This window comes from Psychrobacter sp. AOP31-B2-9 (assembly GCF_052378005.1).
Lineage (GTDB): Bacteria > Pseudomonadota > Gammaproteobacteria > Pseudomonadales > Moraxellaceae > Psychrobacter.
Window position 1 is genome coordinate 26,001 of record NZ_JBQSXG010000001.1, and the last position, 25,111, is coordinate 51,111.

Below are 25,111 nucleotides of genomic sequence, written 5' to 3' on the forward strand. Positions count from 1 at the left end.
CATGATGTTGTCTGTGTACAAAGTTGCTGATGTAGAGAATACCAAATCAATCCAAACAGATAACTCTGCACATGATATGCCGTAGTGAAGTATTAAATTACTTTAGCTTCATTTTTTAGCTTCTCAACCAACTCATCCACTGAACCCACTGTAATACCAGCTTGACGTTCAGCAGGTGGCACAACTTTAACAATCTCTTGCTTAGAGGTCATATCAACACCAAAATCAGCTGGTGTTTTTTCATCGAGTGGTTTTTTCTTCGCTTTCATGATGTTAGGCAGCTTTGCATAACGTGGCTCATTTAAACGTAGATCAGTCGTGATAACTGCGGGCAAGTCAAGCGCAACTGTTTGCAGCCCGCCATCAATTTCACGAGTCACATTTACTTTGTCGCCTTCAACCTTCACTTCTGATGCAAACGTACCCTGACCGATACCCATTAATGCTGCTAGCATCTGACCAGTTTGGTTGTTGTCATCATCAATCGCTTGCTTACCCAATAGGATAATATCAGTAGCTTCAGATTCAGCGATATTTTTTAGAATTTTGGCAACTTGTAATGGATATGGTTTCTCGTCACTTACTACTAATACACCACGATCAGCACCTAGCGCTAGGGCTGCACGAATCTGCTCTTGTGATTCTTTTGGGCCAATTGAAGCAACAATAATTTCATCAATCACACCCGCTTCTTTTAGACGAACCGCTTCTTCTACTGCGATTTCATCAAAAGGGTTAATTGACATTTTAGTGTTTGACAAGTCAACGCCAGAGTTATCGGCTTTTACACGAACTTTTACGTTATAATCAATGACACGCTTGACCGCTACTAATGCTTTCATACGTTCCTCGTTTATTAATGTTATGAGTTAAGAATTATCAGTTAAGAACCAAAGGTTCGTTGTGGTTCAAATTGTCGTTCAAAATACTGCTCAAGGTTATTACTACATCAACAGAATATTGTTAACTAAGAAAGATGAGCCAATATCTAACCACATATTAGCATTGTATTCCTTACTAATGAAATCTGCTAAAGCTAGGCCAACCGTTATTATCAGACTTATGTATCTTGCGTCAGCAGGCAGATAAGGTCAAGACAACGCCGTGAATAATGCGTCATAAATTTGTCAACATTCTATAACAAACACTCTATAAGCACTTTATTCTACGAATTTTATAGATGAACACCCTTAAATGCTCGTACCTTTATAGCATTCTCAGCCTTGAGATTACTTAATATTTTGTTATTATTTACCTCTTTGAGGTTAATGGATAAAAATAATTAGTAGGTTTAGATCTATGATTCATCCCTTTTATTAGAATCGATCAATAATTCACTGTCTCGTATATCGTCAAATAAAGACCAGTCAGGTTCGACATCATTATTCTTAATGACGCTCATATCACCTGTGGTTTCCATGATAACGGCAAACACTTCTGTTTTTGCTTTAATACCATTTTTACGTAGAACTTCCTGAACATCACTAGTGCTAAGACTTGCCTCTTTTAGGTTATCGTCTAAATACTCGCCATGAGCCATCAGAATAATAGCTTGATTATCGATCAAGGACTTCAACGGCTTTACGTTTCGTCTAATAACTGAGATGAAACCCTGTATCAAAAATAGCACTGCAACCGCAAACAGCCCTTGCAATAGAGACGGCTTGTCCGCCAATACAGTCGATGCCAATATACTACCAATACCAACTGTCATTGCAAAATCATGGCTTGATAACTTAGAAAAACTGCGCAGGCCCATCAATCGAGTAAATAACATTAACCCCACGTAAAAGCCTACTGCAGATAAAGAGATTCCGAGTACTTGTTGCCAGTCAATTGAAAGCCAATTCTCCCACTTCATAATACAACCTTATCTATTGTATCTATATTAAATCAATTCTTATTATTACCTGACGATGCTCATCGTCAAAATCAATAGCACTTTATTACTACCAAAAAAATTATATAAAAAAAGCAACCTGATAAGAGGTTGCTTTTTTTTAAAATTGAGACAGTATTTTTATTGTTTTAATCAACAAAGTAATCAATGCATATTGATAATCTTGTAGTAATCAAACTGACTGAAACCCAGTTAGTTCAATAACTGATGCGATTAGATAGCTTCGATTTGCTCAGCCTGTGGACCTTTTTTGCCATCACCTAAGATGAACGACACTTTTTGGCCTTCGGCTAGAGTTTTGAAGCCATTACCTTGGATAGCGCTGTAGTGAGCGAATACGTCTTGTCCGCCATTGTCTTGAGCGATAAAACCAAAACCTTTAGCTTCATTAAACCACTTTACAGTGCCTTCAACTTTATCTGACATAAATTTTCCTAACTCTTTAACTGTTGGCGAGACGTGTGTCATCACCGATTAATTGATATATATCCAAATATTTTTTTGCCCAATGCAACAGTCAAAACCACTAAATTACCCTTAGATAACTTAATATTTTTACCTAAAATATTTCAGATACATCTTGATTATAGCAGCTTTTAGTAATCACAACAGGTTAAATTGATGATTTTTGTAAAAAATTTAAGCTCATTGTTGACACTCATGTAATTCATATTATGTTATATAAGATACTGATATAAAATAAAAAAATATCAACCTGTACTTATAGTAAAAAAATGATAGCAATAATTTAAGGTGTTTTCTACTGAGTAATAGGTAACCAAGGCGAGCTCAACACTAACAGACATAACGCAAAAAATATGAGCGAAAAAGACTGACTATAGGCAATATACTTATCTGGTATCACTAAGTCTTTGGGAGAATCAGGGATACCTTTACGTTTTAATAAGCGTGTTCCATATACCCAGCCAAAGGTTGTATAGATGCCATAAGCAGCCGGTACGGTGATAGCTAAGGGTGTCAAATCAATCACGTATAGAACGACCACAGAAACAAAGAACCATGTAGTATCTAGAAATGAGCCAATTTGAAAAAACTTAGACTTAGGCAATTTTCCACCTGTCTTTTTAAGCATCTCTCCTTCTATCCAAATTAAAACTGCTACCACAGCGCTAAGAGTAATATACACGAATTGCGGCGTTAGCCAGTCAGGATAAGATATTTGCACAACACACAACCTGTAATCTATAGAAAAGTAAAAATGAACGAATCATTTGATTGATGTAATAGCTCAAAACAAGATCAGTTTTTTACTGAATAAACGGCAAACAACTAACCTTAAGCTTGTTTATATTGGGTAATATAAGTAATTTTCAACCCACACTAACGGCTTACGATAAAAACATTGAGTAAATACAGCCCATAAAAAAGCCCACGCTATCAAAAGATAACGTGGGCTTTTTTTAAACTAAATAGATTTGTTATAACTGACTATCAGTTTAGTTTTTGTCTTTATCGATAATTTTATTACCGCCAATCCATGGCATCATACCACGTAGCTTGGCACCTGTGGTTTCGATTGGATGCTCTGCATTGTTACGACGGCGAGCTGTCATAGATGGGTAGTTAGTTGCGCCTTCAGAGATGAACATCTTCGCATATTCACCAGACTGGATGCGTTTCAGTGCATTACGCATTGCTTCACGTGATTGCTCGTTGATAACTTCTGTACCAGTCACGTACTCACCGTATTCAGCATTATTACTGATTGAGTAGTTCATGTCAGCGATACCGCCTTCATACATCAAATCAACGATAAGCTTGAGTTCATGTAGACACTCAAAATAAGCCATTTCTGGTGCATAGCCAGCTTCTGTTAGTGTTTCAAAGCCCATTTTCACAAGCTCTACTGCACCGCCACAAAGTACGGCTTGCTCACCAAATAGATCGGTCTCAGTTTCGTCTTTAAACGTTGTTTCGATGATACCTGAACGACCACCACCAACACCAGCAGCATATGATAGTGCTAACTGTTTGGCTTGACCTGAAGCATCTTGGTAGACAGCGATAAGGTCAGGAATACCACCGCCTTTAGTGAATTCTGAACGTACAGTATGACCTGGTGCTTTTGGTGCAACCATGATTACGTCAAGATCATCACGTGGAACGACTTGGTTGTAGTGAATGGCAAAACCATGAGCAAATGCTAATGTAGCACCTTGTTTGATGTTTGGTTCGATAACATCGTTATAAAGCTCTTTTTGGAACTCATCAGGCGTCAAAATCATAACGACATCAGCTGCTTGTACTGCTGCTTCTACTTCAGAAACTTTAAGACCAGCATTTTCAGCTTTTTTCCATGAACCAGAGTTGGCACGTAAACCAACAGTCACATCAACATCTGAATCTTGTAGGTTAAGCGCGTGCGCATGACCTTGTGAACCGTAACCAATAATAGCGACTTTTTTGCCTTGGATAATCGATAGATCACAATCTTTGTCATAATAAACGTTCATAAATACAGTCCTTTTTCTCAATCATGGATAACCATGGATAGTAAACGCAGATACTGTCGCTAATGTTATAAAACACCAGCTAAGATAAGCGTTATGTTAATTTAAAAAACACATTTTAACCAAATAAAATTTCTATTAAATGCTAAGTTGGTCGGGCACTACGTTGATCAGATACTTAACGTTTTTTCGCCACGAGCAATACCGATCACACCCGAGCGTACCACTTCCATAATACGTTCACGACCAATCACGTCGATAAAACCATCAAGCTTGGCTTTATCACCAACGATTTGAATCGTATATAGGTTGGCATTTACATCGACAATTTGTGCACGGAAAATATCTGCGTTGCGCTTAATTTCTTCACGCACGCTACCAGTCGCTCGAACTTTTATCAGCATCAATTCACGCTCAATGTGTACATTTTCTGATAGATTCAGCACTTTAACCACTTCAATCAATTTATGCAATTGCTTTGTGATTTGCTCAATTCTTTCAGGTGATGTAATGGTGGTCACGGTCAAACGGGAAATACTTGGATCATCGGTAGGCGCGACGTTTAACGTCTCAATATTATAACCACGTTGTGAGAACAAGCCGACTAAACGCGACAACGAACCCGCTTCGTTTTCCATCAATACCGAAATCAGATGTTGTTGTTGCATTAGGTACGCTCCCCTTTTGTTAACCACATATCACGCATTGTCTGTCCAGCAATTTGCATCGGATACACATGCTCATTACGATCGACATAAACGTCGATAAATACCAGTTTGTCTTTCATAGCCATGGCTTCAGCTAGTTGTGCTTCCATCGTTGCAGGATCAGTAATCTTGATACCTACATGACCATAGCTTTCGGCTAATTTAACGAAGTCTGGCAATGAATTCATATATGACTGTGCGTGACGACCTTCATATAGCATGTCCTGCCATTGCTTAACCATACCAAGCTGGGCATTATTCAGGTTCAAAATTTTAACAGGCAAATTATATTGTAAGCAGGTTGACAGCTCTTGGATATTCATCTGAATAGAGCCTTCACCAGTAATACAAACCACATCACGCTCAGGATTGGCAAGCTTTGCTGCCATCGCATACGGAAGACCAACACCCATGGTACCAAGACCACCAGAGTTCAACCATTGACGCGGCTCATTATAGGTATAGTAGAGCGCTGCAAACATTTGATGCTGACCGACATCACTGGTGATAATAGCATTACTGTTAGTCACTTTATCTAGGGCTTGTACAACACTTTGTGGCTTAATACCATTATCTGTACTGGTGTCATAACGTAAACCATGACGCTTACGCCATTCATTAATCTGTGACCACCAGTCTAGCAATGCATGCTGCTCAAGCTGTTTGTCATCACCGACGATATCTAACATATCAGTCAATACTGACTTTACATCGCCAACGATTGGAATATGCGCCAAAATAGTTTTTGAAATCGACGCAGGATCGATATCAATGTGGATAATTGTCGCATTAGGGCAGAATTTTTTGACATTATTGGTCACGCGATCATCAAAGCGTGCACCTACTGCCAAAATTACGTCAGCATGATGCATGCTCATATTGGCTTCGTACGTACCATGCATGCCCAACATTCCTAAGAACTGACGATCAGAACCAGGGAATGTACCAAGACCCATCAAAGTATTGGTCACTGGCAAATTTAGGCGATGTGCAAGATCTGTCAACTCTTCGTGAGCTTTGCTCCAAATCACACCACCACCAGCGTAAACAACAGGGCGCTGGGCTGCTAATAGCGTTTCTACTGCTTTTTTGATTTGACCACTGTGACCTTTTAATGACGGCTGATATGAGCGTATAAATACTTCTTCTGGATATTTATACGCGAATTTTTCACTAGGTGCAGTCATGTCTTTTGGCACATCAATAACAACAGGACCTGGACGTCCAGATTGGGCAATATAAAAGGCTTTTTTGACAATCATTGGGATTTCGCTAGCATGGCGCACTTGAAAGCTATGCTTAACGATAGGACGTGAGACACCAACCATATCTGTTTCTTGGAAGGCGTCTTCACCGATGAGGCTACTTGGTACCTGACCTGCGATAACCACCATCGGTACCGAATCCATAAAAGCAGTAGCAATAGCAGTCACTGTATTGGTTGCACCAGGACCTGATGTTGCCAATACAACACCTGTATGACCAGTTACTCGTGAATAAGCATCCGCCATGTGACCCGCTGCTTGCTCATGACGCACTAAAACATGCTCAATATTCTCTTGTTGGAATAAAGCATCATAGATATGAAGAACAGCACCGCCTGGATAACCAAAGATGTATTTGACACCTTCATCCGTTAGCGCCTGCACTAGCATCTCAGCACCAGACAGCATCACAGGCTGCTGACTACCTTCAGCAAGGCGTTGTTGTTTTTCTTCAAAATTTTTGGCGGCATTACCCGTTTGGGTATGTCCAGTCATATTCGGACTTTGCGTGGTTTGCGTCACTGTCATCACCTTTATTTTTGGCAAGAAGTAGCATTACTTTATCAAAGAAGACAACAATGTTTACACATGGTTATTCATCTCATAAAAATGACTGCTAATACTTATCCATATCAAGAATGTGTACACGCTATATTTCAGTAAGCTTGCCTTTAAGACAACATGCTACTCAAACACGGCAATATAGTAAGGTCAGTTATATGACAAGGCTTTATCGATGTACAGTGACAAGATGCGAGTGCATCTATAAAAGACGCTTATTATTAATATCAGCAAGCATTTATGGATGTATACATATGGATGTATACAGAGGTATTAAAATCGATAGACAAATTAACCCTCATGACCAATAGTACGATGCAATATCGTTAAATATTACAATAGGTCCGTTCAGAGTATCTTGTCACGCAATCTTGTCACGCAATCTTGTCACGCAATCTTGTCACGCAATCTTGTACCATGCTTAATACAATTGCTAACGCTATTACTTAGCGTAATTTAAATAATAAGTTTATCTTAGTCATTGTAGACAGATAAGTCCGGAGACAATGTCTATAGTATTGAATAGCTACCATTATATGCATGCTATTTTTTCTATATCATTATCACAAAGAAAACGAAACTGCGTAAGCTACCGATAAGTAACCCGTAGTTTTCACTTTCAAGTGCCACGGCAATATTATAAAAGCCGCTCACTGACCAATCAACGGCTATTATATTCGACGCTTTGCGCGCTATTGTCAAGCAAAACTTCTAAAGCCTATGCCTAACTATTAGTTATTAAATAATATGCATTCATAATGATTATTTGCTAGAATCAAATGCTGGTACATTTTTAGTACCATTCACACACTAAAATGTTATATTGACACATATATACACAACTATTTTTTAAATTAAGAGGATTGCTACAATGGCATATGCATCTAAGAAAAATACTGCTGCCAAACTACTTGTCAGTATGAGTGCAGCGTGTATGCTAATGCTGTCAATGAATGCCAGTCAGGCTGTTCAGGTTTATAAGTCTATCGGTACCCATGGCGAAGTAAAATATAGCCAACATGAACCGCAAAATGGTAAAAATGTTGAGCTAATCGAATTCCGTAGTGACGGCAGACGAAGCAACGCTGGAGAAATGGCAGGTAAAACAGATCCTAATCAAAACAATAATACCCAAAGCGCAGAAGAACAGCGAATCGCAGAACTTGAAACACGCCTTAAAGAACAAGATGCACAGGAAAATGCTCAGCGCTGCCAATCACTACGTAACAACTTGACAAACCTAAACGTTGGCGGACGTATCTATGAAATGGATGACAATGGCCAACGTCAATATCTAGACGGTCGTGAGATTGAACTCAAACGTGAGCGTGTACAGCAAGCAATTGACCAATACTGTGCCAACACATCTACCTAGTTTTTAACTCTTAGTACTGTTTAATTAGTACTTTTCAATCATCAACTCCATAGTATGACGAATGGCTACAGGCATATCTTGAGCTTGTAGCCCTCGTTGTCCTATCAAAAATCTGTTGTTCTGCTCAGTATTAAAGTGATGAGATTGGCTAATCAATATATCTCCTGCTAGACCATGTATAAGCACTGCTTGATGCAAACTGCGCATCTCTTTTGCCAGATCTTGTTGTGCAGATAATCCCGCAACGATGCCAGACAACACATCACCCATACCGGCCGTTGCCATACCAGCATTACCTACACTGCAGACATAAACCTGTATAGAATCTAAGCATTGCTCTAATATGAGCGAGCCTGCCCCTTTTAACACCCAGTTTCCACCATACATCTCCGCACACTGCTTTATAGCATGTAATCTATCTGACTCTATCTCCGTTATTGTTTTATTCAGCAATCTAGCCATTTCACCACTATGCGGTGTCAGTCTAACCTCATTATCAACGCTATAATCTCGTAGATCAGTGACCAATTTATGGCTTTGCATCTGTAGTGTTGCTAAATGATAGAGTCCATCTGCATCGATAACGATTGGTTTTTTCGATACTATTGCGGCTTGAATATAATTTATAAATAAGGATTGTGCTTTTTCGTCACGACCCAACCCCATGCCAATCGCTACCACACTGACATCACTAATTAAACGCTGCACACCTACAGTATCATGTAAATTAATAGTCATTGCATCTGGTAACGAGGTCAATAGCGCACCATGAAAATCTTCATGACAAGCAACGGTAATCTTACCCGATCCTGTCGCCATCGCACTCGAAGCAGATAGTATCGCGGCTCCGCCCATACCTTGTGATCCATCCACACGATTGCCACCGATGATCAATACATGACCATAGCTGCCCTTATAGCTATTTTGACGCCGTGAACTAAGACCATGTCCAGTAGCCATCAGCTTGGCTACAGGTATAAATTCTTTATGACTCACTTTATATGGTATCAACGGTATATCAATAACCTGTCCGCTATAATCCATACCGTCTTTGGTATGCAACCCAAACTTGCGTGCAATCAAGCACAAAGTCACGTCAGCTTCTACCGCTACTCGGTCAAACACCTCACCAGTAGAAGCGACCAAGCCACTTGGAATATCCACAGCGATAGCCAGTACATTATTTCTTTGAGATAGTTGATTAAAAACACTAATTGCCTGCTTATAAATACCACGAGGTGCACGATCTAAGCCTATACCAAATAGTGCATCAATATAAACATCAGACTCAAGAGCGGTTGTATTTATACTACTTTGACTGTCACTATGATCTTCAAATCGTAGATAAGGGCAGCCTTCAGATAATGCTATTTTCATAGCCTTACCTGCTTCAGTTATTGGACTTGCAGCATTGGACACTTTCGCCTGACGACTTATATCAAAATCATAATTATCGAAACCAACGGTTATTACTTGTACCTGCCAGCCAGCTTGCTGTAGATAATAAGCAATTAACCAACCGTCACCACCATTATTGCCTTTCCCGACCCAAACATTCACTCGATACTGAGCAGTATGATGATAAGAAGAGTTAGTAGAGGGCGAAGGAGAACCTAGAGATTTTTGCTCATAAAGCCGTTCAATATGTCGGGTCATTTGCCAAGCCGCTTGTTGCATTAACCCAAAGCTATCATGACCTTCACCAAACCATGCTTGCTCTATAGCGTAAAGCTGTTTACTGCTATAGAGCGATATAACTCTCTTTTGACTTGTTAAAAAATGATTTATTACCTGCATGATTAACCCTCAACTATTGCCATTCGTCTGTTTCAAGACTACTTTAAAAGCCCATTACTCAAACCTACTTACCTTTCTCTATTATTAGCTTAGCAAAAGCTCACTTCAATTTATGTATCAATCTCAGTGAAAGTTTATTTTCTTTTATGCTTGCGCTATAAGCTCACTGCCTTATCATAGCGGTATTCACATCAATACCTGCTATCACACATGAATAATTCATCTAAAACAAACGCATCCACTTCTACAACCAAGAAAGCGACTACTACGCCAGTATCCAATGACCTGCCTGACAATCAAATCATGGTTAATAATACCTTAGCGTTTACCAGCACAGTGGATGTCAAACAATGGATTAAAGCCCAAGCACAAAACTTAGGGTTTGCTGACTGCGGTTTCCTATCCGTGCATCATCCTTTATTTGCAAAACAAATTATAAAATTGCAACAATGGCTAGATAAAGGTTATGAAGGGCAATTGCAGTTTATGCATAATAATCATCATTTACGTGCAAACCCTGAACAGCTTGTAGATGGTGCAAAGACCATTATTAGCGTACGTATGGATTACCTGAGCCAAGCCCCGAAACCTCGTACGGTTACTGACAACGACCACCCCAATCAAGGTATCATTGCGCGCTATGCTAGAGGGCGTGATTATCATAAGACGATGCGTAGTCGTTTGAAACAATTGGCACTCAAAATAGAAGCCATGCTTCCTGAATGGCAGCATCTTGATATCGGATCAGAACAAGATTTTATTTTTAGGCCTTTTAGTGATTCTGCTCCTATTTTTGAGCGGCCTATTGCCGACGCAGCGGGGCTTGGCTGGACAGGAAAGCATACACTTCTCATCAACAAAAACGCAGGCTCATTTTTTGTTTTGGGTGAGCTATTTATCAGTCTTAAGTTGCCTGATGACAAACCTATTAAAGAGCATTGTGGTAGTTGTAGCGCTTGTATTGATATCTGCCCTACCCAAGCGATTGTTGCACCCTATCAGCTCAATGCCTCAGCCTGTATCTCTTACCTCACGATTGAACACGATGGTATTATTGACACAAAATACCGCCGTGCTATTGGTAACAGAGTCTTCGGTTGTGATGACTGCCAACTTATCTGTCCTTGGAATCGCTATGCCAACCTCACACCTGTAGAAGACTTTGCACCACGGCATAATCTTGATAGCAGTAGCTTATTGGAGCTGTGGCAGTGGCAAGAAGCTGAATTCATGAAAAAGACCGAAGGTAGTCCACTGAGACGCACCGGTTATGTGAATTTTTTACGTAATATTGCTATTGCCCTTGGAAACGCAAATGCTAATACAGAAACCATTACTCAATTACAGTCGAAACTGGGTCTGCATAATGAGATGCTTGATGAGCATATACTTTGGGCCATAGCTGAGCAGCAAGAAAAATTAAAGACGATTACGTCTTAGAACTATTTTATCTAAATAAATTTCTATCTAAACAAAAAATGCCTCTTATTCATAAGAGGCATTTTTTTGACACATGTTTTTGTGCTATTTAGTATGAATGTTATGGCTTAGGAATACGCAACACTTGACCTGGATAAATCTTATCTGGGTCAGACAGCATGGGTTTATTGGCTTCAAATATTTTCAGATAATCACTGGCTGAACCATAAACTTCTTTAGCAATTTTAGATAAATTATCGCCAGACTTTACTGTGTACATCGTTGACTCAGGGGCGTCTTCTTCGATATCAATATTATCAATTACTTTCGCAACATTCTGTACATTACCAATAGCAATGATTGCTTTTTCGCGGTCTGCTTGTGTCTTCGCCTTACCACTAATTTCAGCAGTATCCGTTGAGCCATTGTATTTGATCTTTAGCTCACTAATATTTAGATCCTGCTGCTGAACACGACGCAGCAAAATATTTGCTACCGACTGCGCTGAGGGCTCACTGCTTTTGACTGGTGTATTAGCCTCTGCTTTGGTTTCTGATTTTGCATCATGTTTGTCTTCATCTCGATTAAAAATCTTATCACCGATGTCTTTTGCAAAACTGAACATACCCATAAACTTACTCCTTAAAGTATCGTTAATTATTTTAATAGTCTTTATTTTTCTAATAATGAATGCCACTTAGCATCACCATTTTCACTTACTATTATGATTATAAGTAAAATCCAGCATGGTAGATAGTAATCGTATGTTGAATAATGTTTATGTGACGTAGCTTATGTTAACATCGCCACTAATCAAATAAACACATCCTTTTTATAAGAAATAATAGACATAAAAAAACCGCCTATCTACTAAGATAAGCGGCGATACAAAACTGACTCAGCTATATTAAATTATAGCTGTGCTTGTACATAATCAATTGCTTTTTGAACAGTCGTTAATTCTGCTGAATCTTCATCAGGAATAGTAATGCCAAAATCGCTTTCAAATGACATAACCAACTCAACTAGGTCTAGTGAATCTGCTCCTAAGTCTTCCATAAATGAAGCATCGTTGTTGATATCTTCAACATTCATACCTAATTGCTCAGCTACTGCTGCCTTTACTCTTAGCTCGGTATCGTTACTCATGTAGATTTCTCCTTTTTGATCTATTATTTTGACAAATCACTATAGTTCTGCGGTTAGAGTCTATAGTATTGTATATAAAATGAGGTTTTCAGATTAGCCTGGCTGTCTGAATGCTTTATAACAGCTTATACGTTTTGACTCATGTTTAGCCAAGCCTTGCTATAATACAGGGCTTTGACCTAAAAGTGTCCGTCATTATAACACCCTTTATTATAGTTTACACTCGTTCACACAGTTTTTTATTGTCACTATGTAACACTTGTGCGTCACTTACATATACATACCACCATTGACAGGAATAACCGCGCCTGTGATGTAGCTAGCCTCATCGCTGGCTAAGAAATATACTGCGGCTGCGATGTCTTCTGGCTGCCCCAAACGGCTGATAGGTACAGCATCTAACATCGAGTTTAATAGGCGTTCGTCAAGCTCATCAGTCATATCAGTTTCGATCAAACCTGGAGCGACGCAATTGATCGTAACTTGTCGAGACCCGATTTCGCGTGCTAGGGTACGGCTAAAGCCTTCCACCCCTGCTTTGGTAGCAGCATAGTTAGATTGACCCGCATTGCCCATCTGAGCAACAACAGAGGTAATATTGATAATACGACCACGGCGTGCTTTCATCATTCCGCGTACTGCACGTTTACTCATTCTATAAATCGAAGTTAGATTGGTATCGATGACGTTTTCCCAATCCTCATCTTTCATACGCATGAGTAGTCCATCTTGCGTGATACCCGCATTATTAACCAATACTTGTACCGCACCATAGACGCTTTCAATCTCTTCAAACAGCTTATCAATTTGCGCAGTATCACGTACATCTAAAACGCGGCCAATACCACCACTATCATGAAGATAACTATTGATAAGCTCCGCACCTTTCTCAGTGGTGGCTGTGCCAATAACGAAATGACCTTCTTTAGCAAAGCGTTTGGCAACAGCCTTTCCAATACCACGGCTCGCGCCTGTTACTAATGTAATCGTACGGCTCATGATAATAACTCCATTAACTTCTCAAGGCGGGCAGATTTATCGGTAGGATAACTAGTAATTGGTTGTGCTTGACGCTTGGCCAAATTACTTAATACGTTGCCACTGCCACATTCTATTAAGGTATTAACTTGCTTGTCAGCAAGCTCTTGCATCGTTTTTGACCATAATACTGGTTGGCTCAATTGCTCAGTCAAGGCCTGTTTGATACCCAATGCACTAGTCTCGACACGTGCATGACGGTTTTGAATAACAGGAATCTCTGCTGATTCAAACTTAATGTCCGCCAATATTTCAGCCAAAGCACTACTTGCAGGCTCCATAAGTGCACAATGAGATGGGACACTGACCTTTAGAGATATAGATTTCTTGCCAGTATTTTGCACTTTATCTATGACTGCATTAACACCGATAGTATTACCTGATATCACTACTTGGCCTGGACTATTGAAGTTAGCTGCGCCAACAATGGCATCATCAACATGCTCAGTTGCTTGTTCACACAGGTTTTCAACCCGATTGTCTTCAAGCCCTAATACAGCCGCCATAGCCGTATCAATACCCACAACAGCCTCTTGCATTAGTTGACCACGCTTATGTACCAACTTTACTGCATCAGCAAGTGATATGACATTAGCAGCACAAAGCGCACTATACTCACCTAAAGAGTGACCAGCTAAATAACAAGGTTTTGTGGTTATTTTTTGTTGTAAGACACGCCAAATTGCTATGCTAGCCACCAGTAATGCTGGCTGAGTATATTGAGTTTGATTGAGCTTTTCTTCATCTTGACAGATTGCCCATAAATCCTCACCCAGTGCCTCGCTCGCTTCGGTGAAAGTATCACGAATTTCTGGATAGGTCTCAGCAAGCTCGCTAGTCATACCAACGACTTGTGATCCTTGTCCAGGGAAAATTATTGCAATCCGCATGGGCTGCTTGTTTGCCATATCGGGTACAGAGGCCATAACCAATATTCCTTATTTAATTGGAAATACTCCTAAAAATAACGAGACTTGTTATATTATTAGGTACGACTCACAGCCGTTACTTCCGTTATTTATTTGGAAAAATGAACTATCAGTAAACTATACACTGACACAGTCTATTATTATAGCGGACAACACCTAAACAAGTGCAGCAAAGAATACCGCTAAAATTATAATCATAGATTGTATCAGGTCGTTTTCATATTTACCAAAAACTAGAGCTAAAAAAATTTGCGTTTTTACTCTGAAAAATAATAGCAAAAAGCCAAGTTATCTAGCTACATAATATATGATAGCGAAATAACTTGGCTTTCTTTAGCTCAAAATCCATTGCTGAATAACAGCTAAACAAAAGTAATAATAGTCACCAGTACTATCATTACTTTTGCACTAGCTATTGACCAGCAAACAAATTAAGCATCTTGACTTACTTTAAACAATTGACGACCACGGTAAAAACCATCTTTTGTCATGTGATGACGACGATGTTTTTCACCAGTAGTAGCATCTATGCTCAGCTCAGCCACTTCCATGCGATGGTGTGAACGGCGCATGTCACGACGAGAACGGCTTTTACGACTTTTTTGAACAGCCATGATATAGCTCCTATACTTAAAAGGGATAAGCTTAAAATTCAGCTTTAATCGATACTGACAGAGGCTATATAATCACAACAACCTAAGTCTTACGCATCATTAGTTAAATAGATTGCCACCTACATAAAGTGCTGACTACGTCTAAAAGCTATAGCAAATTTGTCTAGTCAGCTTTTATCCGCAAGCAACTCGTTGCTAGAATGCAATAAACCGGACATTATACGCATGTTTAATGGATTAATAAAGCCCTGCCTCTCACTCTTCTGTAGAAAGTTGATAAAAAGTATCACAAATCTAGTAAGTAGTACATTTATATATGAGTTGTTTTCTGGTGAAGCTATAACTTACCTTTTAATGAGGCTAAAGCAGCGAAAGGATTCTCACTTTCTTCTTCCTCTGGAATTTCACCAAACTGCTCTACCATCATCTCACAATCATCATGCTTGGGTGCCATTGGTGTTTTCAGCAGAATTTCATCTTCAACTAATTTCTTGAATGGCAATAAACTCTCTGGTGATTGCTCTGTAATGACTTCTTCAAGCAATAAATAATCTTGCTCTTCATCAACCAAGCGCACTTGGCTTTCTTTTTCGAGTAGAGCAATATTATAATCATCAGATAATTCGATAGCCACTGGCTGCAAACAACGCTGACAAGTCAACCAAACATTACCCGTCAACGTAAATGCCAAGTGTAAGACATTGTTATGGCGGTATAAATCAGCACTAATCGATATTTTCTTCTGTTCATGCTCAGTGCTCAGAATAGCCTCAAGACGTTTGAAAATGCTCGGCTCTACGTCTCCTGACCATTCGTAACCAGTGTCTGCCCATTTGTCTAAAGAGATGTACTCAGGCATACCAGTAGATACAGGCACTTTTTTGTTGTCAGTGTGAGATTCTGAAAGCTTAGTTTCGGGAGTGCTTGACATGCGCGGCCTCATTCGTCAAAACGGTGTATAATATTGCCTGCCATACTAACGGAAAGCACTAAATGACGCTAGCGCTAGTATGTTAATATTTTTGATATTGATACTATTTTATATGACCTATTTTTTATTTTTATAAAAAAGTCATAATTTCCATTTTATCACTTATTTGACTAGCCTCTTATTTATGAACTCGTTTAATAATAAAACTGATTTTTCTAATTTGCTCTGTCCTTTAGAAGCAAAAATACTACTGCAGCGCCTCACAGAACTGATGCTTAATATTAAACCTACCTCTATTAACTCATTAGAGTTTGCTAGGTATAAACACTTAGAAATATTAAAAAATGAATACCACCACCTATCCAGCTCCGAAGCTGTTGATAACACCTTACAATTAACCGGACACAGCGAGCAACTAGCTACCGAGTGTCTTATCCAATTATTCAATACTTTATTTTCTGATCAGAATGTAATATTGGTTCGTAGCAAAGGAGAGCCTGAATACTTTCCTGCACAAAATAATGAACCTGCTAGAATTGAGTTTGCTCATGGCTTTTTTGCCAGTGCATTGCACGAATTGAGTCATTGGTGTATCGCTGGTGAGTCTCGTAGACGATTGCCTGATTTTGGATACTGGTATGCACCCGATGGGCGATCAGCAGCACAACAGCAGGCTTTTGAGCGCGTAGAAATTAAACCCCAAGCATTAGAATGTCTCTTCACTTTAGCCTGTGGACGCTCCTTTCAAGTCTCACAAGATAACTTATTTGCAGATTTCGATACTAGTGCTAGTACTTTCGTAAGAGATGTTTATCAGCAGGTAAAAGAATATATCGCAAGACCTCATACTTTACCACGTGACGCAAAAACTTTATTATTCACTTTACTTAGTATTTCTACCATTAACCCCTCCGAACCAGTCGTCACATAACACTATTATTTTTTGCAACCTAGATAACTAATCATTTTGTACGAACAATAACGCCTCACCACTAAAATTATATATGCTTTACGTTATAATAAGATATATATGCAATCTAACCTATTTATAGTCATCCCATTATGAAAGTATTACAGCGTCTCGTTTGAAGTATTAGATATGCATCTACACTCGGCTGCCTTGTACTACTTTTAAATTGAATCAACTATAGTATTAGGGCCTGTTCTCAATTCAAGCGATAGCTTTCTAACTGGGCTAAAAATAGCAAAGTTCTACCAAAATTCGTCAAATAGCTGGTTAATATCTCGATATTATTTACACTATTTTCTCGTTTGATGGCAATTTATCTCATTGTTATCTGCAGTTTTGAACTGAGGACACACCCCAGACAGCTTTAATTCAGCCACCTACATACTTATTTAAATGAAGAAAAATCTCATAACTATAAGATAAGGAAGCATCATGCAAGTATTCTATATTCACCCTGATAATCCACAACCACGCCTTATTGAACAAGCAGCTGATCTCTTACGTAAAGATCAATTAATCATCTATCCTACCGATACTAGCTACGCTTTCGGTTGTCGCTTAGGTGCGAAAGATGCTCTAGAAAAGCTTAAACAGATTCGTGAGCTTGATGACAAGCATCAATTTACACTACTATGCCGCGATTTGAGTGAAATTGCCAACTACGCAACTGTAGACAATATGCAATTTAAACAACTTAAAGCGCACACTCCGGCGCCCATAACCTTTATCCTAAATGCCACAAAAGATGTGCCGAAAAAACTGTCTCATGCTAAAAAAAGAACCATTGGTATTCGAGTACCAAGTAATACTATTGCTCAAGCATTGTTAGAAGCAATGGATGAACCTATTCTAACCAGCTCACTAATACTGCCTAACCGTGATGATGTTCTCGATGACCCATTTGAAATTGAAGATATCTTGGGCAATCAGATTGGTGGCCTAATAAATGCAGGTATAAAAACTACCAAGTTAACCACCATTGTAGATATGACTAGTGGCCAACCTGAAGTCATTAGACAAGGTGCCGCTAATGTTGATTCATTATTGCTGTAGTTGAAAATTTGACATAAAAAAAGCTCCAATTAATTGGAGCTTTTTTTATACATAATATATTCAGTGTCAAACTAGTCACGATCAACTAGCTCTACATATGCCATTGGCGCATTGTCACCATCACGATGACCGCATTTTACGATACGCAAATAACCACCTGGACGAGTTTGGTAACGAGGACCTAACGTGCCAAATAGTTTGCCTACCATAGCTTTGCTACGCATACGGCTAAATGCTAAACGACGGTTAGCAACGCTGTCTTCTTTAGCCATAGTGATTAATGGCTCGGCAACGCGACGTAGTTCTTTAGCTTTTGGTAAAGTTGTTTTAATCAGTTCATGCTCAAATAATGAGTTAGTCATGTTCTGAAACATTGCCTTACGATGACTGCCGGTACGACCCAGCTTGACTCCACTCTTACGATGGCGCATAGTCAAAAATCCTTAAAGTTTAACGGCTACGATAAGAAAAGCGATCATCAACACGTAAATCAGCTGGTGGCCAGTTATCTAGGCGCATACCGAGCTCTAAATCTTTAGACGCTAACACGTCTTTGATTTCTGTTAATGACTTCTTACCAAGATTTGGGGTTTTTAGTAGTTCAGTCTCTGAACGCTGTACCAAATCACCGATATAGTAAATGTTTTCAGCTTTTAAGCAGTTGGCTGAGCGAACCGTTAGTTCAAGATCGTCCACAGGGCGTAATAGCACCGGATCAACCTCTTCTTTTTCTTTCACAGGCTCAGGCGCTTCTTCAGCTTCTAGGTCAACAAAGATAGAAATCTGTTGTTGTAAAATAGTGGCTGCTTTACGAATTGCTTCTTCTGGATCTATAGTGCCATTAGTTTCAAGCTCAACGATAAGACGATCAAGATCAGTACGCTGCTCTACACGAGCGTTCTCAACCTGATAAGCAACACGAAGCACAGGACTAAAGCTTGCATCAAGCTTCAAGCGTCCAATTGCTTTAGTATCACCATCTTCACGGCGCTGGTTTGCTGGCTCATATCCACGACCCATTACTACACGCAAACGCATCTTAAGATGACCACGATCACTCAATGTACCCAATACCAATTCTGGATTGATGATGTCTACATTATGTGGTAACGCGATATCTGCAGCAGTAATAGTGCCTGGACCTTGTTTATCCAAGGTCAAAAATACTTCATTTTGGTCATGAAGAGTGATTGCCAAGCCTTTTAAGTTCAAAAGCAGGTCAAGCACATCTTCTTGTAGTCCTTCAAGTGTTGAGTATTCATGGTCAACACCATCAATCTCAGCTTCAATGACTGCAGCACCAGGTAATGAAGATAACAAGATGCGACGTAAGGCATTACCTAAAGTATGCCCAAAGCCGCGTTCTAACGGTTCGAGCGTGACTTTCGCAATCGTTTCATTAACCGTATCCACGTTAATGGCGTTCGGCGTTAGAAACTCAGTTGCATTTAGCATCATGATGTCACCTCGATTTATTAAACTGGTTTAATTAACGTTAATTGCTCAATGTCATTTTTACGACATCGAGCAGTACGTCATTACTTAGAGTATAGCTCAACGATCAAGCTTTCGTTGATTTCAGCAGGTAGATCAATACGATCAGGCGCTTGTTTAAACGTGCCTTGTAGTTTGCTGTGGTCAACATCTAGCCATTCCGGAATACCACGTTGTGTCGCTAGTTCAACAGCGTTTTTAATACGTAGTTGTTCGCGAGACTTCTCTTGGATAGCGATGACATCACCATCTTGAAGCTGAATTGATGGAATGTTCACACGAACAAACTCATCACGGCCAGCTTTTTTCACCATAACAGTACGATGACTGACTAGCTGACGTGCTTCTGCGCGAGTTGAGCCAAAGCCCATGCGATAGACCACGTTATCTAGACGACTTTCTAGCATAGCTAGTAAGTTCTCACCAGTAGCGCCACGCTTACGAGCAGCTTCTTTATAGTAATTAGCGAATTGACGCTCTAGTACACCATAAATACGCTTAACTTTTTGCTTTTCACGCAACTGTAGAGCATATTCTGAGGTCTTATTACGGCTAACGCCATGTTGACCTGGTGGACGACCAGCTTTTTTTGTTTTTACGTCGTATGGTTTAACACCAGACTTAAGACCTAAGTCAGTACCTTCACGACGTGATAATTTGAGTTTTGGTCCAATATAGCGGGCCATTGTTATGTCTCCTATAAGCTTCTGGGATAAAAAGCTTCGTCTTTAATATTAGACGCGGCGCTTTTTCGGCGCACGGCAACCATTGTGTGGGATTGGGGTTACATCAGAGATGCTGTTAACTTTATAACCCAATGCACCTAGTGCTCTTACCGCAGACTCACGACCCGGTCCTGGTCCTTTGACCAAAACATCGATATTCTTAACACCATATTCTTGGGCCGCTTTACCAGCGACTTCAGCTGCAACCTGAGCTGCAAATGGTGTAGATTTACGTGAACCACGGAAGCCTTGTCCACCTGAAGTGGCCCAAGCCAATGCATTACCTTGGCGATCGGTAATCGTAACAATGGTGTTATTAAAAGACGCATGGATATGGGCTACGCCCTCCGATACTGAACGACGAGCCACCTTTTTGCGACTACGAGTGTCTTTTGCCATCTTTTAGCTTCCTAAGTTAATTATCTTTTGAGAGGGCGTGTCGGACCCTTACGAGTACGAGCGTTGTTCTTAGTGTTTTGACCTCTAACTGGTAGGTTACGACGATGGCGAATGCCACGGTAACAACCAAGATCAACTAAGCGCTTAATATTCATTGACACTTCACGACGAAGATCACCTTCAGTCATGTAATTTGCAACTTGTGCACGGATAGCATCTAACTGTGTATCATCTAACTGGCTAACTTTAGTAGTAGGGGCAATGCCAACTGCTTCTAAGATTTTCTGAGCAGTGGTACGACCTACACCAAAGATGTAAGTTAGTGAAATAACAGCATGCTTATTATCCGGAATGTTTACGCCGGCAATACGAGCCATTGATTTCTCTCCATTAAAGAAAAATGAGCATTATCTCTCGATAAAGCGTTATTTTTCAGATTTGTTGCTGTCGATACGTAAACCTTCATAACGCTTTTTCTGAATTGACCTAATAGTAAGTCAGCCATTAAAGACACTATAAAAGTTTTTCATATAAACTACGGCAAGTGGCGGATAATAACTCATCCGCCGTCATTTTTCAAGTATTAATTTAATCAGTAATAGAGCCTATGGCTAAATCACGCTAAATATTAACCTTGACGTTGCTTGTGGCGAGGTTCTGCTGTACAAATAATATGTACACGGCCTTTACGGCGCACAACTTTACAGCTACCACAAATCTTTTTAACTGATGCTTGAACTTTCATAGCATGCTCCTTGAAATATCGTACCGCTCATTTTTAAGGTTGAGTGGGCGATTGAATTAACGTCTGATCATGATATTGATGGGTCATCAAATGCGCTTGAATCTGCGATATGAAATCCATTACCACAACCACCATAATCAGTAAAGACGTACCACCGAGTTGAAACGGCACACCAAACGATGACTGGACGACCATTGGCATTAAACAAATAACCGTCATATACATCGCGCCAATAAAGGTCAGTCGGTTTAATACATGATCGAGGTAACGCTGAGTTTGTTGTCCTGGGCGAATACCTGGAATATACGCACCACTACGTTTAAGGTTCTCTGCAACTTCACGGGGACTAAATACCAGAGCCGTATAGAAATAACAGAAGAAAATAATCATCGCACCAAACAGTACCAAATATAGCGGCTGTCCTGGAGACAATACCAATGCCATATTTTGTAATATTTTTTGTGTAAAGGTAGGATCAGTTGATTGACCTACCCACTGCCCTAAACTGGCTGGAAACAACAGCAAAGAACTTGCAAAAATAGCGGGAATAACACCTGCCATATTTAGCTTCAACGGCAAATGAGATTGCTGCTGAGCATAAATTTTGCGACCTTGCTGCTGTTTCTGTGCATAGTTTACAGGAACACGGCGTTGGGCACGTTCAATATAAACAATACCGGCAGTAACCGCGATACCTAGCAACACAAAAATAAATAGCACAATCAAGTTCATCTGACCTTGATTGACTTGTTCGATAGATTGCGAAATCATACCTGGTGTACCAGCCACAATACTCGCAAAAATGAGCATTGAAATACCGTTACCCACACCACGCTCTGTAATCTGCTCACCAAGCCACATTAAAAACATAGCGCCCGCTACTAACGAAGTAACGGCTGGAATATAAAAAGTAAGACCAGAAGATAAAGTAAGATTTTGACTGATTAAACCAGCACACATTCCTAATGACTGTACTAATGCTAAAGCAAGCGTCCCCTGACGGGTATACTTGTTTAACTTACGTCGTCCTGCTTCCCCCTCTTTTTTGAGAGCTTCAAGCGATGGTAATACCGCAGACATCATCTGTACAATAATCGATGCTGAGATATATGGCATAATGCCAAGTGCCATAATGGACATACGTTCTAGTGCACCACCTGAAAACATGTTAAACATGCTCAAAATGGTATTTTCGTTGCGCGAAAACAGATCAGCCAAATTAACTGGGTTAATACCCGGTACTGGAATATGTGACCCTAAACGATAAACAATCAATGCGCCGATTAAGAATAATAAACGCGTCCATAATTCATCATACTTTCGTATAAATGCGAATGGATTAAGCGGTATACCAGTCGATGACATTGATTGTTTTGACACGTTACTACTCCTCGATGCTACCACCAGCAGCTTCGATTGCTTGCTTAGCGCCTTTAGTTACTTTGATACCTTTAAAGGTATAAGCTTTAGTAACTTCGCCTGATAACATTACACGGGCACGTTTCATATCATGACGAATAAGGTTGGCAGCTTTAAGTGTTTCAATGCTGACCACATCGCCTTCAATTTGTTTTAATTCAGAAAGACGTACTTCAGCAGTTTTCATTGCCATCTTACTGGTAAAACCAAATTTTGGTAGACGACGGTATAAAGGCATTTGACCACCTTCAAATCCTGAGCGAATGCTAGAACCTGAACGAGACTTCTGACCTTTTACACCACGGCCACCAGTCTTACCAAGACCTGAACCGATACCACGACCACGACGTTGGGCAGTTTTCTTTGCGCCAACACCTGGTGATAATTCATTTAATCTAAGACCCATTACGCTTCCTCCACTTTTACCATGTAGTTAACGCGATTGACCATACCACGAGTTGAAGGAGTATCTTCTACTTCAACAGTATGATTAATGCGGCGTAAACCCAATCCTTTCAAGCTCGCTTTGTGGCTCTTTAGGCGATGGGCACCCGATTTAAATTGAGTGACTTTCATTTTTTTCATCGTAACTCACCTAGTCTAAGTTAACCCAAGATTTCGTCTACAGATTTACCACGTTTAGCTGCCATCTTCTCTGGAGTTGACATATCACGTAAACCGTTAAACGTTGCACGAACAACGTTAGCAGTATTGGTAGAACCATAACATTTAGTCAAAACATCTTTGACACCAGCAACTTCTAACACAGCACGCATTGCACCACCAGCGATTACGCCAGTACCTTCAGATGCAGGTTGCATATAGACTTTACTAGCACCATGACGTGCTTTGATCGGATGATACAAAGTTGCATCATTTAACTCAACAGTAATCATATTACGTTTAGCAGCTTCTAGTGCTTTTTGAATAGCAGCTGGCACTTCACGTGCTTTGCCGCGACCAAAACCCACACGACCATTGCCGTCACCCACTACAGTCAACGCAGTGAACGAGAAAATACGACCACCTTTAACTACTTTTGCAACACGATCAACGGTAACTAAGCGTTCTACTAGACCGTCAGTCTGTTCATTTTTATCATTTTTATCATTTCTAGCCATGATTAAAACTCCAATCCGTTTTCGCGAGCCGCTTCAGCTAAAGCTTTAACTCGACCATGATATTTAAAACCACTACGGTCAAAGGCAACTTTATTAATGCCAGCTGCTTTTGCGCGTTCTGCGATCATTTGGCCTACAGACGTTGCTGCATCAACATTACCAGTCGCACCAGAGCGCAAGCTGCCGTCTAAGGTAGATGCCTGAGCAATCACTTCACCACCGTTAGGAGAGATAATCTGGGCATAAATATGTTTTGGCGTACGGTTAACCGTTAAGCGATGAACGCCTAAGAAACGGATATGCGCACGGGTTTTCTTTGCTCGACGTAGACGAGCTGCTTTTTTATCAAACATTTCAACTCACCTTATTTTTTCTTAGCTTCTTTGCGAATCACATGCTCGTCACTATAACGAATACCTTTGCCTTTGTAAGGCTCAGGTGGGCGGAAACCACGGATGTTAGCCGCTGCTTGACCAAGCTGCTGTTTATTGTTTGATTTCAAAACAATTTCAGTTTGCGTTGGGGTTTCAGCTGATACACCTTCAGGCAACGTATACTCTACTGGGTGAGAGTAACCAACGTTTAAAGTTACTTTATTGCCAGCAACTTGTGCGCGATAACCAACACCAATCAATTGAAGACGTTTTTCAAAGCCTTCATGAACGCCCTTAACATAGTTGTTAACTAGAGCGCGCATGGTGCCAGTGTGCATCATAGCTTCTTTTGAATCGACTGTAGGTGAGAAAATGATAGCATCATCTTCCTGTTTCAGCTCGACCAATTCATGCAGGCGTAAAGACAAATTGCCGTTCTTGCCTTTAACTTCGACCTGCCGATCGTTCAAAGTAACGCTTACGCCGTTTGGCAGCGTTACTGGGGCTTTAGCCACACGAGACATAGGAATATTCCTTAAAAAATTAACTTCTTTATATTAGCGAAAAAACTAACAGGCTAAAAAGCGTGTTAGTTTAGCATAGTTGACTGTGTTAGACACCTATCAATTTAAATTAATTTATAATCATTCAATTG

At 40.0% G+C, this 25,111-nt stretch carries 30 protein-coding genes; 4 read left to right on the forward strand and 26 right to left on the reverse strand.

Translation table 11 applies throughout. The features are described 5' to 3' along the window. Nucleotides 1-92 precede the first annotated feature (92 nt). The 7 genes from ACT3SX_RS00130 to ACT3SX_RS00160 all read right to left on the reverse strand — a co-directional run bounded on the left by ACT3SX_RS00130 (nucleotide 93) and on the right by ACT3SX_RS00160 (nucleotide 6,751). Nucleotides 93-842, reverse strand: coding sequence for an electron transfer flavoprotein subunit beta/FixA family protein (locus ACT3SX_RS00130; RefSeq protein WP_192517990.1), 750 nt, complete (start codon nucleotides 840-842; stop codon nucleotides 93-95). Between the two features lie 455 nt (nucleotides 843-1,297). Beyond that, a complete protein-coding gene (locus ACT3SX_RS00135) occupies nucleotides 1,298-1,861 on the reverse strand; it encodes a DUF421 domain-containing protein (RefSeq protein ID WP_192517991.1) in 564 nt (187 codons plus the stop codon). 252 nt (nucleotides 1,862-2,113) lie between these two features. Then, the gene (locus ACT3SX_RS00140; protein ID WP_057758834.1) at nucleotides 2,114-2,326 is read right to left on the reverse strand and encodes a cold-shock protein; all 213 of its coding nucleotides are present in this window, start codon (nucleotides 2,324-2,326) and stop codon (nucleotides 2,114-2,116) included. A gap of 334 nt (nucleotides 2,327-2,660) precedes the next feature. After that, nucleotides 2,661-3,086, reverse strand: coding sequence for a hypothetical protein (locus ACT3SX_RS00145; protein WP_192517992.1), 426 nt, complete (start codon nucleotides 3,084-3,086; stop codon nucleotides 2,661-2,663). A 271-nt stretch (nucleotides 3,087-3,357) separates the two neighbouring features. Further along, nucleotides 3,358-4,374 carry a ketol-acid reductoisomerase gene (gene ilvC / locus ACT3SX_RS00150; protein ID WP_192517993.1) on the reverse strand — a complete coding sequence of 339 codons (1,017 nt, stop codon included), beginning with the start codon at nucleotides 4,372-4,374 and terminating at the stop codon, nucleotides 3,358-3,360. Between the two features lie 167 nt (nucleotides 4,375-4,541). Continuing rightward, nucleotides 4,542-5,039: an acetolactate synthase small subunit gene (gene ilvN / locus ACT3SX_RS00155; RefSeq protein ID WP_192517994.1), complete on the reverse strand. Its 498-nt coding sequence runs from the start codon at nucleotides 5,037-5,039 to the stop codon at nucleotides 4,542-4,544. Beyond that, nucleotides 5,039-6,751 carry an acetolactate synthase 3 large subunit gene (locus ACT3SX_RS00160; RefSeq protein ID WP_225739044.1) on the reverse strand — a complete coding sequence of 571 codons (1,713 nt, stop codon included), beginning with the start codon at nucleotides 6,749-6,751 and terminating at the stop codon, nucleotides 5,039-5,041. The genes ilvN and ACT3SX_RS00160 overlap by 1 nt, the downstream gene beginning before the upstream one ends. Nucleotides 6,752-7,775: 1,024 nt before the next feature. Between ACT3SX_RS00160 and ACT3SX_RS00165 the strand changes: the two genes are divergently transcribed. After that, a complete protein-coding gene (locus ACT3SX_RS00165) occupies nucleotides 7,776-8,279 on the forward strand; it encodes a DUF4124 domain-containing protein (RefSeq protein ID WP_192517995.1) in 504 nt (167 codons plus the stop codon). A gap of 24 nt (nucleotides 8,280-8,303) precedes the next feature. Here ACT3SX_RS00165 and ACT3SX_RS00170 read toward each other — a convergent pair whose 3' ends face one another. Beyond that, nucleotides 8,304-10,076 carry an NAD(P)H-hydrate dehydratase gene (locus ACT3SX_RS00170; RefSeq protein ID WP_192517996.1) on the reverse strand — a complete coding sequence of 591 codons (1,773 nt, stop codon included), beginning with the start codon at nucleotides 10,074-10,076 and terminating at the stop codon, nucleotides 8,304-8,306. Between the two features lie 210 nt (nucleotides 10,077-10,286). Between ACT3SX_RS00170 and queG the strand changes: the two genes are divergently transcribed. Continuing rightward, nucleotides 10,287-11,516 carry a tRNA epoxyqueuosine(34) reductase QueG gene (queG, locus tag ACT3SX_RS00175; protein WP_192517997.1) on the forward strand — a complete coding sequence of 410 codons (1,230 nt, stop codon included), beginning with the start codon at nucleotides 10,287-10,289 and terminating at the stop codon, nucleotides 11,514-11,516. Nucleotides 11,517-11,616: 100 nt separating this feature from the next. Here the strand turns inward: queG and lysM are convergent, their stop codons facing one another. The 6 genes from lysM to ACT3SX_RS00205 all read right to left on the reverse strand — a co-directional run bounded on the left by lysM (nucleotide 11,617) and on the right by ACT3SX_RS00205 (nucleotide 16,156). Continuing rightward, on the reverse strand, nucleotides 11,617-12,126 hold the full coding sequence (gene lysM / locus ACT3SX_RS00180; RefSeq protein ID WP_192517998.1) for a peptidoglycan-binding protein LysM: 510 nt from the start codon (nucleotides 12,124-12,126) through the stop codon (nucleotides 11,617-11,619). A gap of 281 nt (nucleotides 12,127-12,407) precedes the next feature. Continuing rightward, entirely contained in the window at nucleotides 12,408-12,644 is a 237-nt protein-coding gene (gene acpP / locus ACT3SX_RS00185) for an acyl carrier protein (RefSeq protein WP_025652201.1), read from the reverse strand. A 270-nt stretch (nucleotides 12,645-12,914) separates the two neighbouring features. Beyond that, nucleotides 12,915-13,649, reverse strand: a complete 735-nt coding sequence (gene fabG / locus ACT3SX_RS00190; protein ID WP_318779500.1) for a 3-oxoacyl-ACP reductase FabG — start codon at nucleotides 13,647-13,649, stop codon at nucleotides 12,915-12,917. Further along, on the reverse strand, nucleotides 13,640-14,608 hold the full coding sequence (gene fabD, locus ACT3SX_RS00195; protein ID WP_192518000.1) for an ACP S-malonyltransferase: 969 nt from the start codon (nucleotides 14,606-14,608) through the stop codon (nucleotides 13,640-13,642). Before fabD ends, fabG begins: the two co-directional genes overlap by 10 nt. 434 nt (nucleotides 14,609-15,042) lie before the next feature. Beyond that, a complete protein-coding gene (gene rpmF / locus ACT3SX_RS00200; protein WP_068408434.1) occupies nucleotides 15,043-15,225 on the reverse strand; it encodes a 50S ribosomal protein L32 in 183 nt (60 codons plus the stop codon). Between the two features lie 337 nt (nucleotides 15,226-15,562). Then, nucleotides 15,563-16,156, reverse strand: a complete 594-nt coding sequence (locus ACT3SX_RS00205) for a YceD family protein (protein WP_192518001.1) — start codon at nucleotides 16,154-16,156, stop codon at nucleotides 15,563-15,565. 184 nt (nucleotides 16,157-16,340) lie between these two features. On the opposite strand from ACT3SX_RS00205, the gene ACT3SX_RS00210 reads away from it, so the two are divergent. Both ACT3SX_RS00210 and ACT3SX_RS00215 read left to right on the forward strand, forming a co-directional pair. Beyond that, complete coding sequence (locus ACT3SX_RS00210) at nucleotides 16,341-17,087, forward strand: elongation factor P hydroxylase (RefSeq protein ID WP_442061802.1); 747 nt, start codon at nucleotides 16,341-16,343, stop codon at nucleotides 17,085-17,087. Between the two features lie 471 nt (nucleotides 17,088-17,558). Beyond that, a complete protein-coding gene (locus tag ACT3SX_RS00215) occupies nucleotides 17,559-18,179 on the forward strand; it encodes an L-threonylcarbamoyladenylate synthase (RefSeq protein ID WP_192518013.1) in 621 nt (206 codons plus the stop codon). Between the two features lie 71 nt (nucleotides 18,180-18,250). Here the strand turns inward: ACT3SX_RS00215 and rplQ are convergent, their stop codons facing one another. From rplQ to rplF, 12 genes are all read right to left on the reverse strand, one after another. Then, nucleotides 18,251-18,610, reverse strand: coding sequence for a 50S ribosomal protein L17 (gene rplQ / locus ACT3SX_RS00220; protein ID WP_010196736.1), 360 nt, complete (start codon nucleotides 18,608-18,610; stop codon nucleotides 18,251-18,253). Between the two features lie 19 nt (nucleotides 18,611-18,629). Continuing rightward, on the reverse strand, nucleotides 18,630-19,637 hold the full coding sequence (locus tag ACT3SX_RS00225; protein ID WP_087040762.1) for a DNA-directed RNA polymerase subunit alpha: 1,008 nt from the start codon (nucleotides 19,635-19,637) through the stop codon (nucleotides 18,630-18,632). Nucleotides 19,638-19,717: 80 nt separating this feature from the next. Continuing rightward, the gene (gene rpsD, locus ACT3SX_RS00230) at nucleotides 19,718-20,359 is read right to left on the reverse strand and encodes a 30S ribosomal protein S4 (RefSeq protein ID WP_192991923.1); all 642 of its coding nucleotides are present in this window, start codon (nucleotides 20,357-20,359) and stop codon (nucleotides 19,718-19,720) included. A 48-nt stretch (nucleotides 20,360-20,407) separates the two neighbouring features. Beyond that, nucleotides 20,408-20,797 carry a 30S ribosomal protein S11 gene (rpsK, locus tag ACT3SX_RS00235; protein WP_192518015.1) on the reverse strand — a complete coding sequence of 130 codons (390 nt, stop codon included), beginning with the start codon at nucleotides 20,795-20,797 and terminating at the stop codon, nucleotides 20,408-20,410. 20 nt (nucleotides 20,798-20,817) lie between these two features. Further along, complete coding sequence (gene rpsM / locus ACT3SX_RS00240; protein WP_021813384.1) at nucleotides 20,818-21,174, reverse strand: 30S ribosomal protein S13; 357 nt, start codon at nucleotides 21,172-21,174, stop codon at nucleotides 20,818-20,820. A gap of 251 nt (nucleotides 21,175-21,425) precedes the next feature. After that, nucleotides 21,426-21,542 carry a 50S ribosomal protein L36 gene (gene rpmJ / locus ACT3SX_RS00245; RefSeq protein WP_010196721.1) on the reverse strand — a complete coding sequence of 39 codons (117 nt, stop codon included), beginning with the start codon at nucleotides 21,540-21,542 and terminating at the stop codon, nucleotides 21,426-21,428. A gap of 33 nt (nucleotides 21,543-21,575) precedes the next feature. After that, the gene (secY, locus tag ACT3SX_RS00250; protein ID WP_192518043.1) at nucleotides 21,576-22,907 is read right to left on the reverse strand and encodes a preprotein translocase subunit SecY; all 1,332 of its coding nucleotides are present in this window, start codon (nucleotides 22,905-22,907) and stop codon (nucleotides 21,576-21,578) included. A 19-nt stretch (nucleotides 22,908-22,926) separates the two neighbouring features. Further along, nucleotides 22,927-23,367 (reverse strand): 50S ribosomal protein L15, encoded by a 441-nt coding sequence (rplO, locus tag ACT3SX_RS00255; protein ID WP_192518016.1) that lies wholly within the window; start codon nucleotides 23,365-23,367, stop codon nucleotides 22,927-22,929. Next, entirely contained in the window at nucleotides 23,367-23,546 is a 180-nt protein-coding gene (gene rpmD, locus ACT3SX_RS00260; protein ID WP_010196714.1) for a 50S ribosomal protein L30, read from the reverse strand. Before rpmD ends, rplO begins: the two co-directional genes overlap by 1 nt. A 20-nt stretch (nucleotides 23,547-23,566) precedes the next feature. Further along, a complete protein-coding gene (rpsE, locus tag ACT3SX_RS00265) occupies nucleotides 23,567-24,082 on the reverse strand; it encodes a 30S ribosomal protein S5 (protein WP_010196711.1) in 516 nt (171 codons plus the stop codon). A gap of 2 nt (nucleotides 24,083-24,084) precedes the next feature. Further along, complete coding sequence (gene rplR, locus ACT3SX_RS00270; protein ID WP_192518017.1) at nucleotides 24,085-24,435, reverse strand: 50S ribosomal protein L18; 351 nt, start codon at nucleotides 24,433-24,435, stop codon at nucleotides 24,085-24,087. Between the two features lie 11 nt (nucleotides 24,436-24,446). Beyond that, nucleotides 24,447-24,980 carry a 50S ribosomal protein L6 gene (gene rplF, locus ACT3SX_RS00275; RefSeq protein ID WP_192518018.1) on the reverse strand — a complete coding sequence of 178 codons (534 nt, stop codon included), beginning with the start codon at nucleotides 24,978-24,980 and terminating at the stop codon, nucleotides 24,447-24,449. Nucleotides 24,981-25,111 lie beyond the last annotated feature (131 nt).